This window comes from uncultured Massilia sp., assembly GCF_913773735.1.
Classification (GTDB): domain Bacteria; phylum Pseudomonadota; class Gammaproteobacteria; order Burkholderiales; family Burkholderiaceae_D; genus Telluria.
Genome location: NZ_CAJYEB010000022.1, coordinates 15,269 through 28,291, shown reverse-complemented (window position 1 = coordinate 28,291; position 13,023 = coordinate 15,269). Strand labels below are relative to the sequence as shown.

General features: G+C 71.7%; 12 protein-coding genes. 8 read left to right on the top strand and 4 right to left on the bottom strand.

Features of this window, described 5'->3' with window-relative positions; all coding sequences use genetic code 11:
* Nucleotides 1–43 precede the first annotated feature (43 nt).
* Both QZ749_RS08945 and QZ749_RS08940 read right to left on the bottom strand, forming a co-directional pair.
* On the bottom strand, nucleotides 44–2,632 hold the full coding sequence (locus tag QZ749_RS08945) for a prolyl oligopeptidase family serine peptidase (protein ID WP_296945634.1): 2,589 nt from the start codon (nucleotides 2,630–2,632) through the stop codon (nucleotides 44–46).
* Between the two features lie 496 nt (nucleotides 2,633–3,128).
* Nucleotides 3,129–4,586 carry a serine hydrolase gene (locus QZ749_RS08940; protein ID WP_296945632.1) on the bottom strand — a complete coding sequence of 486 codons (1,458 nt, stop codon included), beginning with the start codon at nucleotides 4,584–4,586 and terminating at the stop codon, nucleotides 3,129–3,131.
* Between the two features lie 289 nt (nucleotides 4,587–4,875).
* On the opposite strand from QZ749_RS08940, the gene QZ749_RS08935 reads away from it, so the two are divergent.
* The 3 genes from QZ749_RS08935 to QZ749_RS08925 are packed head-to-tail and all read left to right on the top strand — an operon-like array spanning nucleotide 4,876 to nucleotide 6,142.
* The gene (locus QZ749_RS08935; RefSeq protein ID WP_296945630.1) at nucleotides 4,876–5,196 is read left to right on the top strand and encodes a metalloregulator ArsR/SmtB family transcription factor; all 321 of its coding nucleotides are present in this window, start codon (nucleotides 4,876–4,878) and stop codon (nucleotides 5,194–5,196) included.
* An 11-nt stretch (nucleotides 5,197–5,207) separates the two neighbouring features.
* On the top strand, nucleotides 5,208–5,639 hold the full coding sequence (locus QZ749_RS08930; RefSeq protein ID WP_296945629.1) for a YeeE/YedE family protein: 432 nt from the start codon (nucleotides 5,208–5,210) through the stop codon (nucleotides 5,637–5,639).
* 14 nt (nucleotides 5,640–5,653) lie between these two features.
* The gene (locus tag QZ749_RS08925) at nucleotides 5,654–6,142 is read left to right on the top strand and encodes a YeeE/YedE family protein (protein ID WP_296945628.1); all 489 of its coding nucleotides are present in this window, start codon (nucleotides 5,654–5,656) and stop codon (nucleotides 6,140–6,142) included.
* A 246-nt stretch (nucleotides 6,143–6,388) separates the two neighbouring features.
* Here QZ749_RS08925 and QZ749_RS08920 read toward each other — a convergent pair whose 3' ends face one another.
* Nucleotides 6,389–6,790, bottom strand: a complete 402-nt coding sequence (locus tag QZ749_RS08920) for a VOC family protein (RefSeq protein ID WP_296945627.1) — start codon at nucleotides 6,788–6,790, stop codon at nucleotides 6,389–6,391.
* A 10-nt stretch (nucleotides 6,791–6,800) separates the two neighbouring features.
* The gene (locus tag QZ749_RS08915) at nucleotides 6,801–7,544 is read right to left on the bottom strand and encodes an SDR family NAD(P)-dependent oxidoreductase (RefSeq protein ID WP_296945626.1); all 744 of its coding nucleotides are present in this window, start codon (nucleotides 7,542–7,544) and stop codon (nucleotides 6,801–6,803) included.
* 145 nt (nucleotides 7,545–7,689) lie between these two features.
* On the opposite strand from QZ749_RS08915, the gene QZ749_RS08910 reads away from it, so the two are divergent.
* From QZ749_RS08910 to QZ749_RS08890, 5 genes are all read left to right on the top strand, one after another.
* A complete protein-coding gene (locus tag QZ749_RS08910) occupies nucleotides 7,690–8,592 on the top strand; it encodes an AraC family transcriptional regulator (RefSeq protein WP_296945624.1) in 903 nt (300 codons plus the stop codon).
* A gap of 219 nt (nucleotides 8,593–8,811) precedes the next feature.
* A complete protein-coding gene (locus QZ749_RS08905; RefSeq protein ID WP_296945622.1) occupies nucleotides 8,812–9,150 on the top strand; it encodes a hypothetical protein in 339 nt (112 codons plus the stop codon).
* A gap of 305 nt (nucleotides 9,151–9,455) precedes the next feature.
* Nucleotides 9,456–10,190 (top strand): ABC transporter ATP-binding protein, encoded by a 735-nt coding sequence (locus tag QZ749_RS08900; RefSeq protein ID WP_373896806.1) that lies wholly within the window; start codon nucleotides 9,456–9,458, stop codon nucleotides 10,188–10,190.
* Nucleotides 10,187–11,617: a DUF3526 domain-containing protein gene (locus QZ749_RS08895; protein WP_296945619.1), complete on the top strand. Its 1,431-nt coding sequence runs from the start codon at nucleotides 10,187–10,189 to the stop codon at nucleotides 11,615–11,617. The genes QZ749_RS08900 and QZ749_RS08895 overlap by 4 nt, the downstream gene beginning before the upstream one ends.
* Nucleotides 11,614–12,969 carry a DUF3526 domain-containing protein gene (locus tag QZ749_RS08890; RefSeq protein ID WP_296945617.1) on the top strand — a complete coding sequence of 452 codons (1,356 nt, stop codon included), beginning with the start codon at nucleotides 11,614–11,616 and terminating at the stop codon, nucleotides 12,967–12,969. The genes QZ749_RS08895 and QZ749_RS08890 overlap by 4 nt, the downstream gene beginning before the upstream one ends.
* The last annotated feature ends 54 nt before the right edge of the window (nucleotides 12,970–13,023 follow it).

The following is a 13,023-nucleotide window of genomic DNA, read 5'->3' as shown; positions in this document are numbered from 1 at the left end:
TCGCCGGAGCGAGCTTTTTCTGGAGCGCAAGACCCTGGGCGTCCTAGCGGCTCGCCGTCGGCGTGCCCGCCGGCGCGTTCTTCACGTACTTGTCGAACCAGCGCAGCATCTCGTACACCAGCTGCTCGTTCGACTCGCGCGCCGCGTACCAGTGCGGCTCGTGCGGCAGCATCACCAGGCGCGTGACGCCGCCGTTGCCGCGGATCGCCTCGTACAGCTTGGTCGACTGCAGCGGCGTCGTGCCCGGATTGGCGTCGTCGGCGCCGTGCACGATCAGCAGCGGCGTCTTGAGCTTGTCGGCGTAGAAGAACGTGGACGCCTTGGTGTAGACGTCCGGCGCTTCCCACACCGAGCGGCGCTCGTTCTGGAAGCCGAAGGGCGTCAGCGACTTGTTGTACGAACCGCTGGTGGCCGCGCCGGCGCGGAACAGGTCGGAGTGGGCCAGCAGGTTGGCCGTCATCAGCGCGCCATGGCTGTGGCCGGTCACGCCGACGCGGTCCGGGTCGGTCACGCCCAGGCGCACCGCCTCGTCGACGGCCGCCCTGGCATTGGCCACCAGCTGCTCGGTGTAGGTGTCGTAGGCCTTGCGCGGGTCGCCCACGATCGGGAAGGCGGCGCTGTCGATGATGGCGTAGCCCGACAGCAGCAGCAGGCGGTACTGGCGCAGGCGCGTGAAGGTGGCCTGCGAACCGGTGGTCTGGCCGGCCTTGGACGCGTCCGCGTAGTCGAGCGGATAGGCGTTCAGGATCGTCGGCAGGCGCGTGCCCTCCTTGTAGCCCGGCGGCGTGTACAGCGTGAACGACAGGTCGACGCCGTCGGCGCGCTTGTACTTCACCAGGCGCTTCTTGATCTCGCGCACCTGCGGGACCGGATCGACCAGGTGCGTCAGCGCCACGCCCGACGAGGCGACCGTCGCCTCGCCCGGCGCGGCAGCGGCCGGCGCGCCCAGCGTGCGCACGAAGGCGTTCGGCGTCTCCGTGGCCGACTGGTACCAGGTCAGCAGGCGGCCGGTGTCGTTGCCGGCGAAGCCGAGGAATTGCTCGTACGAGGTCTTGCTGCTGCGGAACAGGCGCTGCGGCTGCTGCGATGCCAGGTCGAACTTGTCGAGGAAGGGACGGTCGCCGTCGGGCGAGGAACCGGCGCCGGCCAGCCAGATGCTGTCGCCGTCGACGCGGATCGCGTGGAAGCCGTTGGCCAGCTGGCGCCGCACCGGCGTACCCGGGTTGGCGTACTGCTCGTCGGTGGACATGTCCCAGACCAGCCGGCGCGACCGCGCCGCGTCGTCGACGTTCAGTTGCCAGGTGCGGCGCCACTTGCGGTTGACGTCGTAGTCGGTCAGCAGGGCCACGTCCGCCCTGTCGCTCCAGGCCAGGCCCGCGTAACGCTGCTCGGTGCGCACGATTTCCACCGGCGCGGCATCGAACGGCGCCTTCAGCATCATCAGCTTGTCGCGCTCGGGCGCCTTGGCGTTCGGGTCGCCGCCGTCCAGCGCCTCGGCCCAGACCAGCGTGGCGGGCTCGGTCGGGCGCCAGGTGAAGTTGCGCGGACCGACGGGCACGCCGCGGTTCGGCACGCGGTCGGCCAGCGGCAGCGCGGCGATCGTGCGCACCACCGGATTGGCGCCCTTGTTGGCGCCCTTGTTGGCGCCCTTCTCGGCCCCCTTGCGCGCGGCCTGCTTCAGGTCCCACAGGTCGACCTGCTTCGGGAAGCGGTCGAAGGTGGTGACATAGGAATACGGCGGGCGGATCTCCGTCACCACCGCGTGGCGGCCATCCGGCGCGACGTCGATCTCTTCGTACATGCCCGGCTTGCCGACCGGGGTGATCCTGCCGCTGGCGGCGTCGACCAGCGCCAGCTGCGCGGTGCCGTAGTAGTCGAACAGGGCTTCGTCGTGGCGGTTGCGCAGCGTGTCGCGGTTCTCGTAGGTGCTGCTCTGTCCTTTCGCGCCCAGCGATTCCTGGATGCCGGGGCCGTCGGAACCCGGCGGCGCCACCGGCGGCGCCTTCTGCGCGGGCACCAGCTTGACCAGCAGCGTCTTCTGGTCGGGCATCCACTGCACCTGGTCGCCGAACATCTGGTTCAGGCGCACGCCCGGCAGGCGGCGCACGGCGCCGGTCCTGGCGTCGCCCACCCACAGCTCGACCGCGTCGGTGGCGATGTTCTCGAACACGAAGCGCTGGCCGTCGGCGCTCCAGACCGGACGGCGCGGGCAGGCGCCGGCCGGCAGCTTGACGGCGGTCTGCCTGCCGTCGGCGACCTGCACCAGGTCGATCGCGCTGACGCACGGCGGGATGCCGTAGCCTCCCGGGGTATCGTGCTGGGCGTGGTTGCCCGGCTCGATGCGCACGCCGGCCAGGCGCAGGAAGGGCGCGGCCACCTTGGCGATCGACGGATAGTCGTCCATCGTCACCAGCATCAGCCGGTCGCGGGTCGGGCTGAGCGACGGCGACGGCGGGGCCGGCGCGCGCATCACGTCGAGGATTTCCTTCGGCGGCTGGTTGTAGACGCTCGCCACCGCGGCCGACGGCGCCGCATGCGCAGGGGCTACCGGCGCCGCCGCGATCGAGGTGGACGTCATGCCGACGGCGAGCGTGGCGCCCGCGAGGCTGCACAACAGGTGTTTTCCCTGCATGGATGTTCTCCGTTATTTCGATGTCCTGGAACCGCGCAAACGCCGCATGGCGCGCGCGCAGTCCCAGACAGTGCCACAAAAATATCTACGTGGCAATTCTGGACGAGGGCCCCGGGCGCCATGACTGCCTGCCGACGCTGGCGCCTGCGCATGGACGACGCGCGCCGCGGCCTCGACGCGGGCAGCCAGGGCTGGATCGGCAGCGGCGCACTGGCGGCGATGCCGGGCCTGGACGTCGCCCACCTGAACATCCACGTCCACCGCCTGCGCCGCCAGAGCTTGCACGCGCGGCCGGCCGGGGTCGCGGCCTGCGAGGTGATCGAACGGCGGCGCGGCGAAATCCGCTCCGGCACGCGCGCCGCTGGCGTCGTGCGCGGATCCGTGCGCGAGGGAAGCGACTGCCCGCGGCAGGCCGCCAGATGGCACGTAATGCCTCGTCAGGGTCCTGCGCCACGCCGGCCGGGGACGACCCGCACCCGCCGATCGCATGAAGCGCTCAATGCGCCGCCGCGATGCGGTGCGCCGTCCTTGCGCCGATCAGGACCACGTCCTGCCCGTCCCGCGTCGCCAGCTCCACTTCCTCCCCCGTTTCCGGCGCCACCAGCGTGCGGCTTCCGGTCGGCACCAGCCGCGTCGGTCCGATGTCGGGCATGACCAGCACCCAGCCGTCGCCCTCGGCGCGCAGTTCGTAGCGGTTGGCGAAGCGTCCCTCGAACCGGTCCAGCCGCCAGGCGCCCGCGTAGCGCGCGGCCACCGTCGCGTCCAGCACCCCGCGCCGCACGCCGCGCGGCTTGAAGTCCGGCCAGCCGTAGGCGGCCGCCACCGCCTTGACGATCTCGCCGCCCAGGTACGATCCGTTGTCGCCATCGGTCAGCACGACCACGCCATCGCCTTCCTGCAGGTACATCGCGTAGGTACTCTTGAAGCCGGCGTTGCCGCCGGAATGCATGAAGCGCTTGTGCTCGCCTTCTCCCACCACGAACACGCCCTGGGCGTAGTTGTCCAGGCCGGGCCGCAGGAACTGGCTCGCCTCGTCCCGGGTCAGGAAGTCGCTCGCCCCCTGCCACGCCTGGCGGATGCCGATGGCGAAGCGCGCCAGGTCGCTTGCCGTCGTCCACAGGCCCGCCGCCGCCAGTTCGGGATAGATGCGGGCACCGCCTTCGACCTCGCTGCCGTCCGCATAGTGGCCGCGCGCGCGATTGCCCTCGCCGGCCGGCAGCGGCTGGGCGAAGGTGCTGCGGCGCATGCCCAGCGGCTGCAGCACCTCGTCCTGCATCAGCCGGGCGAACGGTGCATGCGCGCAGTGCTCCAGTGCGACCTGCGCGACGGTGTAGCCGCCGCCGGAATAGGCGTAGGCGCTGCCCGGCACCGTGCGGACCTCCACCGCCGGCGTCAGCGACGGCGGCGCGCCGTCGAGGATCTGCGTCACGCTGGCGACCGGCCCGGCCGCGGGGTAGCCGGGAAAGCCGGACACGGTCACGCCGGCCGTATGGTCGAGCAGCCGGCGCAGCGTGACCGGATGTGCGGCGTCCTGCCGCCCCGCCGGCAGGCGCCACGGCGCGAGGCAGGCGTCCACGGGTGTGTCGAGCTGCAGCGTGCCGGCGCGCGCCAGCCGCTGCGCCAGCACGCCGGTCAGGCCCTTGCTGATCGAGGCGGCCTGGTACAGCGTGCCGGTGTCGACCGGCCCGGCCGCCGGCACAGCATGGACGCCGGCCCAGTCGATCTTCCCGCGCCGGATCACCGCGATGCTGACGCTAGCGACATGGTAGCGGCGCAGGCGGTCCTGGATGTCGAAGGTGGGCACGGGCTCGCCCTCGATCGCGATCCGCTGGCGCAGGCCGCCGGCGATCCGCGTGGCGGGATCGCCGTCGCCGCGCGCCGCGGGTTGCAACGCGCAGCCGATGGCGGCCAGCGGGACAAGACAAGCGGCGGCCAGGCGTCGTGGTGTGGACATTGCGAATTCTCCGGTAGTCGTGGAACCGGAACGATAGCGCGGCGCGGCGGCGGCGTGCCGGCATTGCGACGACATGGCGGATGGCGGGAGCGAACGGCACGATACGGGCGCCAGCGACGGTGTGCTTGTCCGCGCACCAGATCGGAAACGGCGCGGAGGCGGCGCCACGGGCGCATTGCTGGCGCCGCGTCGACCACGCCAGCGACCGTGCGGCACGATCAATCTATTGAAATATATATCGTTAAATAATATAATATATATTCATGATCTACCGTATGGAGCGCGCGCGATGACGCAGGACCAGGAAACCTTCGCACTACCGGACATGCGGGCAGCGGCCAGCCGTGCCTGCGCCCTGCTGAAAGCGCTCGGTAACCCCGACCGCCTGCTGCTGCTGTGCCAATTGACGCAGGGAGAATTCCGCGTCGGCGAACTGGAATCCGTGCTCGGTATCCAGCAGCCCACGCTGTCCCAGCAACTGGGCGTGCTGCGCGAGGAACAGCTGGTCGAGACGCGCCGCGAGGGCAAGCAGATCTACTACCGCCTGGCCAGCAAGGAAGCCCGGGCGGTGCTGGACGTCCTTTACCAACAGTTCTGCCACAAGCCTTGAGGTCGCCGACGATGAACATCGACACCATTCACTTCACGCCGTGGACGGCGCTGGGCGGCGGCCTGCTGATCGGCCTGGCCGCGTCGGGCCTGTTCCTGTTGAACGGGCGGATCGCCGGCATCAGCGGCATCCTCGGCGGCCTGTTGCGCCCGGTCCGCGGCGACATCGGCTGGCGCCTGGCGTTCCTGGCCGGACTCGTCGCGGCGCCGCTGGCCTACGGCCTGTTCGCGCCCCTGCCCCCGGCACGGATCGACGCCGGCACCGGCATGCTGGTGGCGGCCGGGCTGCTGGTCGGCATCGGTACCCGCTACGGGTCCGGCTGCACCAGTGGCCACGGCGTGTGCGGCCTGGCGCGCCGCTCGCCACGCTCGCTGGTGGCGACGGTGTCGTTCATGCTCGCCGGCTTCGTGACGGTGTTCGTGCTGCGCCACGCGCTCGCTTGAGGAGGAAACGCACCATGAAGAACGTCAGTGCAGCGCTCGCCGGCCTGGTCTTCGGGATCGGCCTGATCCTGTCGGGAATGACCGATCCGGCCAAGGTCCAGGGCTTTCTCGACCTGGCCGGCAACTGGGATCCTTCGCTCGCCTTCGTCATGGGCGGCGCCGTCATGGTCGGGCTGGTCGGCTTCGGCCTGGGCGGCAGGCGCGAACGCGCGCTGCTGGGCGACCCCATGCGCACGCCCACCGCGACGGCGATCGATCGCCGCCTGGTGCTGGGTGGGCTGGCATTCGGCGCGGGCTGGGGCCTCGCCGGCTTCTGTCCCGGCCCGGCACTGGCCTCGCTGGCCACCGGGGGCCCGCAGGCCTGGATCTTCAGCGGCGCCATGCTGGCGGGCATGCTGGTGTTCGCATGCCTGGAACGCCACGCGGCACCGGGCAGCACCAGCCTCGACACCGGCTCGGCCGCCAGGCCGGACGGATCGCGCAGTGCGAAGACGCTGCCGTGATGCCTCATCCGCATCGACGCCTCGGGAAGGAACGGGACCCGAACAACAGCTTGTCGACAGCGACGCCGAAGTCCAGCGGAGGCAACGCCATACCCCGCGACATGGCGCCGGACGCCCGCATGGCCGGCGAAGCGATGCCCGCTGGACGGGCCGTCGATCACCGCGTCGGCGCGGACCGCACCGGCGCGGCGTCGACGTCGAAGGCGTTCGACGCTACGCAGCCGCCCGTTCCGATGAGCCATCGCGTCACGCCCCATGCTGCCAGCGCTTGTAGACGAACTCGAGGCTGTAACCGTCCGGGTCCCTGACCTGTGCGGCGTAGTAGCGGGGATCGTAGTGACGCTGCGGGCCCGGCGCATGGATCGCGCTCGCGCCGGCCGCCACGGCCGCGGCGAACGCCGCGTCGACCATCGCTGCGGACGTGGCGGCGAAACCCACGTGCACCGCGCCCGGCGCGGCAGCGCCCTGTCGCAGCCAGAAGTCCATGCGCCCGCGCCCGCCGAATCCCTTCAGGTCGGGATGGCCGGCCGGGCCGGCCTTGCCGTCATAGTCCAGGCGGCTCGTCATCCCCAGGATGGGAAGCACGCGTTCGTAGAAGGCGATCGCGCGATCGGTATCGCCGACGGTGAGGAAGATGTGATCGAGCATGCATGCCTCCTCAGATGACGTAGCCGCCGGCGACTTCGATGTCCTGCCCGTTGATCCAGCGGCCGTCGTCCGTCAGCAGCGCGGCGATCACGCGCGCCACCTCGTCCGGTTCGCCGACCCGCCCGAGCGCGGTCTGCGACGCCAGCAGCGCCTCGAACTCGGCGTTCAGTCCGCCCCCCAGTCCGGTGCGGATGGGCCCCGGCGATACCGAGTTGACGCGGATGCCGCGTGCGCCGAACTCCTTGGCCATGTAGCGCGTGAGCACCTCCAGGCCGCCCTTGAAGGTGGCGTAGGGCGCCACGCCCGGCGTCGCCACGCGCGTGGTCGCACTGGTCAGGTTGACGATGGCGGCCCCCTCGCCCAGCAGCGGCAACAGCGCCTGGGTCAGGAAGAACGGGCCCTTCAGGTGCACGTTCATCAGGCCGTCGAACTGGGCTTCGGTGACGGTCTCGATCGGGTTGTACAGGCCGTAGCCGGCGTTGTTGACCAGGCCGGCCAGCCGGCGCTCGCCCCACGTGGCGCGCAGCGCCCGTTCCACCGCCGCGCGGAACGCGGCGAAGGCGCCGGTGTCGGCGACGTCCAGCTGGAGGGCCACCGCCTTGCCGCCCGCGTCGCCGATGCGCCGGACCACGTCCTGCGCGGCATCCGCGTCGCGGTGGTAGGTGAGGATGATGCCCAGACCGCGCCGCGCGGATGCGAGCGCCGTGCTGGCGCCGATGCCGCGGCTGCCGCCGGTGATGACGATGATACCCATGTGTGCCTCCATTGACGTTCAGTGACCACACGATACGTCTGGCGCACTGCCCCGACCCGCCTGATCCTCCCTCGATCCTGCCCAATCCTGCTTTGTGCTTGCGGCGGGAGCGGTTTCGACGTTCAATGACGCCATGGAAGACCCCTTGAACGAACTGCGCAGGCTGGCCGCCCACGCGCACAACCGCCGCACCGAAACCGGCATCCCGCGCGTCGCGATGGTCCAGGGGGCGGTGCCGGAACATGAACTGGCGGCCGTCTACGAACCCATGGTCAACCTGATCCTGCAGGGCAGCAAGTCGATGACGGTCGGCGGCCAGACGCTGCACTACGATCCCGCCACCTATTTCGTCATGTCCGTCGACCTGCCGGCGGCCGGCGTCGTGCGCGGCAGCGCCTGCGGCGCGCCCTACCTGGCGGTGAGTCTCACGCTCGCCCCGGCCGTGATCGGCGGCCTGTTCGCGGACCTGCCCGATGCCGCCGCCGCGCAGCGCCGGGAGACCGGGTTCTCGGTCGCCGCCGTGACCGCGGAGCTGCTGGACGCCTGGGTCCGCATGCTGCGCCTGATGACGCGCCCGGCCGATATTCCCGCGCTCGCGCCGGCCTACGAGCGCGAAATCCTCTACCGGGTCCTGCAGGGGCCGATGGGCTGGATGCTGCACGACATCGCCATGCCGGATACCGGCCTGGCGCGGATCAACCGGGTCATCCAGCGCATCCGGCGCGACTATGCGCGCCCGCTGCGCATGGAAGAACTGGCCGCAGAGGCGGCGATGAGCGTGTCGGCGTTCCATCGCCGCTTCAAGGCCGTGACCGCGCTCAGTCCGCTGCAGTACCAGAAGCAGATCCGCCTGCTGCAGGCCCGGACCCGCCTGATCGCGACGGGCCACAGCGTCACCAGGGCGGCGCATGACGTCGGCTACGAAAGTCCCACCCAGTTCAGCCGCGAATATGCGCGCGCCTTCGGGTTGCCGCCCGCGAAGGACGCGGCGCGCATCGTGGCGGGCTTGAAGCCTGGCGAGCGGCGGGGCCGGGACCCGGCTGGTTGAAATCGCCTCGCTGGCGGCACGGCCGCCGCCAGCGCCGGGACGGCATGCATCGGCGGCGCCCGTGTATTGCGAAGCACGCCGAACATGCGCTATTATTGCAAATGCCTTGCATTATCTAGGGCGATCCGACGGCCACGCACTGCCGTCGGATGCGGCCGTCGTCCAGGCCGGAGTCGTTTCATCCGTCGTGCACGCATTCATCGTTTCCTGATCCAGGCCATGCATCTCGCCATCGAACAAGCCGCCACGCCTGCACGCGCCCTGTCGCGGCTGACCCGTCTCGCGGTCCTGGTCTGCATCGCCCTGTTCACCTTCCAGGTCCTGGCGGCGGCGGCGCACCGTCACGAGGACGGCAAGGTCCGGCACCACTGCGCGGCGTGCCATGCCGCGGCGCCGGCGCTGGGGGACGTTCCCGCCACGCCGCCCCTGCTGCTCGTCGTCTTTCTCGCGGTCGTCTACCTGCTGGCGCGTGCGCCAGCGCCCATCCTCGTCGTCGCGCCCGGCTACCTGATGCCACCCGGCCAGGGACCGCCAGCCGCCCTCTCCCCGCTTTCCTGACCCGCCTCCACGCGGTGCGCCGGCACTGACGCCGGCAGCATCCCCGTACGCGCGCCGCGCGCAGGCCGGCGGCCGCCGGTCCCGTTCGTGCCGCTCCTTTGCGGATGCGGACCGCCGCCGAGCGCCTGCGCGGGAACGCCGCACGTCCCGCTGGCGCATGCCGTTCGTCCAGCCCCGCGCGCCGCCGCACGGCGCACGGCTGGCGCCGTCGCGCGTCCCGGCGCCGGGGCCGACGGCGGGAAGCGCAGCGGGACATCGACGGCACCATCCGCATCCGACCACCGACCCTCGACATGGAGAACCCCTTGACTACCCCATCCCTGCCCGACCCCGTCCTCGCGGCGACCGGCGTCATCGCCGGCTACGGCCGCAAGACGATCCTGCACGGCCTCGACCTGCACGTGCGCGCCGGCGAGATCTACGCGCTGCTGGGCGCGAACGGCGCCGGCAAGACCACGACGCTGAGCCTGTTCCTGGGCTTCGTCGCCCCGACCGCCGGCCAGGTCCGGGTGCACGGCGCCGACCCCGCCGCGCATCCCGAGCAGGCGCGCCGGATGCTTGCCTACATTCCGGAAAACGTCGCGCTGTACGACCACCTGACGGCGCGCGAGAACGTCGCCTACCTGCTCGCCCTGGCTGGCCAGGCGCCGCAGCACGCGCCGATCGACGCCGCGCTGGCGGCGGCCGGCCTGGCCGCGGACGCGGTCGACCGCCGCGTCGCCGGGTTCTCGAAAGGCATGCGCCAGAAGGTGGCGATCGGCCTGGCGCTGGCGCGGCGCGTCCCCGTGCTGCTGCTCGACGAACCCACGTCGGGACTGGATCCGCAGGCGAGCGCGGAATTCACCCGGCTCCTCGGCGTGCTGCGCGGCCAGGGCGTGGCCGTGCTGATGGTCACGCACGACCTGCTGGGCGCCGCCGACGTCGCCGACCGCATCGGCTTCCTCGACGCCGGACGCCTGGTCGAGGAGGTGGCGGCGTCCGGCGCCGACCGCTTCGACGTGCGCGCCCTGCACCGCCGCTACGGAGGGCAAGCCGCATGAACGTCGCCATCCGCATCGCACGCGACGAATGGCGCTGCCTGTTCCGCGACCGCGCCGCCGTCTCGAGCCTGCTCCTGCTGATCGTGCTGACGCTGTTCGCGGTGCTGAGCGCCCACGAGCACCAGCGCGGCGTGGCCGCCGAACGCGCGCATTACCAGGCCATGGCGAACCACGCGTTCGAAGCGCAGCCGGACCGCCATCCGCACCGCATGGTGCACTTCGGTCACTTCCTGTTCCGTCCCCTCAATCCGCTGGCCGCCTTCGATTCCGGCATCGACGGCTACACCGGCAACACGATGTTCCTCGAAGGGCACCGCCAGAACAGCGCGAACTTCGGCGACGTCCGCCAGCATTCCCTGCTGCTGCGCTTCGGACAGCTCACGCCGGCCTTCGTGCTGCAGGTGCTCACGCCGCTGCTGCTCGTGTTCTTCGGCCACGCCGGGGTCGCGCGCGAGCGCGAGTCCGGGACGCTGCGCGTGCTGCTCGCGCAGGGCGTGCGCAGCCGCGAGCTCGTGCTGGGCAAATGGCTCGCCCTGGCCGGCTTCGCGGGCCTCGCGCTGGCGCCGGCGCTGCTCGGCCTGGCCTGGCTGGCCGCGCGCGGCCAGGCGGCGTGGCAGCCCGTCCTGCTGCTCGGCGCCGCGTACGCCGGCTGGCTGGCGTTGTGGACGCTGGTGGTGGTCGCCGTGTCCACGCTGTGCCGGCGGGGCCGCGACGCCCTGCTCGCCCTGCTGACCGCGTGGGCGCTCGTCGTCGTCATGGTGCCGCGCTGGGCGCCGGATGTGGCGAACGCCGCCGTCGTGCTGCCGAGCCGCGCCGAGGACAACATCAACGTGCAGCGCGACTACCGCGCCCTGGGCGACGCGCACGATCCGCACGATCCGAAGTTCGCCGCCTTCCGCGCCGCCCTGCTGCGGCGCTACGGCGTGGCGCGCATCGAGGACCTGCCGGTCAACTACAAGGGCCTGGTCGGGATCGAAGGGGAACGCCAGTCGAGCGCGCTGTTCGACCGCTACGCGAATGCCGCGTTCGACCGACAGGAACGGCAAAGCGCAGTGGTCGACGCCTTCGGCTGGATCAGTCCCGCGCTGGCCCTGCGCCGCCTGTCGATGACGGTAGCGGGCACCGACCTCGCGGCCTACCGCCGCTTCCTCGAACAGGGCGAGCGCTATCGCTACGACCTCGTGCAAGGACTGAACCGTCTCCAGGCGCAGGCGCTGCGCTATGCGGACGATACCAACCCCGACAAGGAGAACCGCGTGTCCCGGACCCATTGGAAAACGTTCCCGGAATTCCGCCATGTCCCGGCGCCGCTGGCGCAGACGCTGCGCGCCGCGCTGCCGGCGGGCCTGGTGCTGCTGGCCTGGCTCGGCGCGGCCGCCGCGCTGGCCTGGTGGCTGGCGGCCCGCCTGGGGAGGGCCGTGCGATGAGCGCCCTGTCCTTCGAACTGCGCCTGCTGCTGCGCTCGCGCCCCATGGCGGCGGCGCTCCTGCTGCTGTCGCTGCTGGCGTCGCTGGCCGTCTGGTCGGGATTGCACGAGATCGCCCGCCAGCGCCAGACGATCGCGCGGGTCGGCCCCCTGAACGAGCAGGACGTCGCGGCGGTGGCGCGCGCGCATGCCGACAGCCCCAACGGCGGCGAGGCCGCCTACTACACGTTCTACACCACGGCCGACCCGCCGTCCGACGCCGCCTTCCTGGCCATCGGGATGCGCGACGTCGCGCCTTACGTACTGCGCGTGCGCGCGCTCGGCCTGCAGGCGCAGCTGTACGACGGCGAGACCTTCCATCCCGAGCTCGCGCTGGCGGGACGGTTCGACTACGCGTTCGTCCTGATCTACCTGGCGCCGCTGTTCGTCATCGCGCTGCTGCACGACGTCCTGTCCGGCGAACGGCAGGCCGGTCGGCTGCGCATGCTGCTGGCGCTGCCGCACGGTGCGCGCGCGTGGCGCCGGCGGGTGCTGCTGCGCTGCGCGCTGGTGTTCGCCTGCCTCGCGCTGCCCGCCGGCGCCGGCATGCTGGCCGCGTCGACCGGCATGGCCGCCGCCGGCGTCGTGCTGGCCACCACGGCCGCCTATCTCGCGTTCTGGACGGGGATCGCGCTGCTCGTCGCCACGCGCGGCTGGCGCTCGGTGGCCAACGCGAGCGCCCTGGTGGGCGCCTGGGCCGTGCTGACGCTGGTGCTCCCCGCGCTGGCCAACGTGGTGCTGACGCGCGCCGTGCCCGTCCACCAGGGCGTGGACCTCATGATGGCGCAGCGCCAGGCCGTGCACGGCGCGTGGGAAGTCCCGCGCGAGGAGACGATGCGCAGGTTCCTCGCCGGCCATCCGCAATGGCGCGACACGGCGCCGCTGCCGTCCCGTTTCCACTGGAAATGGTATTTCGCCTTCCACCAGCTCGGCGACGAGAGCGTCGCGGCGCAGGTGCGCGCCTACCGTGCGGGACTCGCCGCGCGCCAGGCCTGGAGCGAGCGCCTCGGCTGGCTGCTCCCCGGCGTCGGCGCCCAGGCGATCCTGCATCGCCTGGCCGGCACCGACCTGCCGGCGCAGCTGGCCTACCAGGACCGCATCGCCGCCTTCCACCGCCGCATCCGCGAATTCTATTACCCGTACCTGTTCGGCGAGCGCCCGTTCCGCGCGGCCGATTACGCGCGCAGGCCGGTCTTCGCGCCCCGGGCCGCCGATGCCGCCTGCCCGTGGGGCGCCATCGCCGCGCTGTGCGCCCTCGCGCTGCTGGCGTTCGCCTCGGGAGTCGCGCGCCTGCGCCGGCTGCGCGCGCACTAGCGTGCGCACCCGCCAAGGGCGCGTCCCCTTCACCGTTCAACCATCCAATCCACC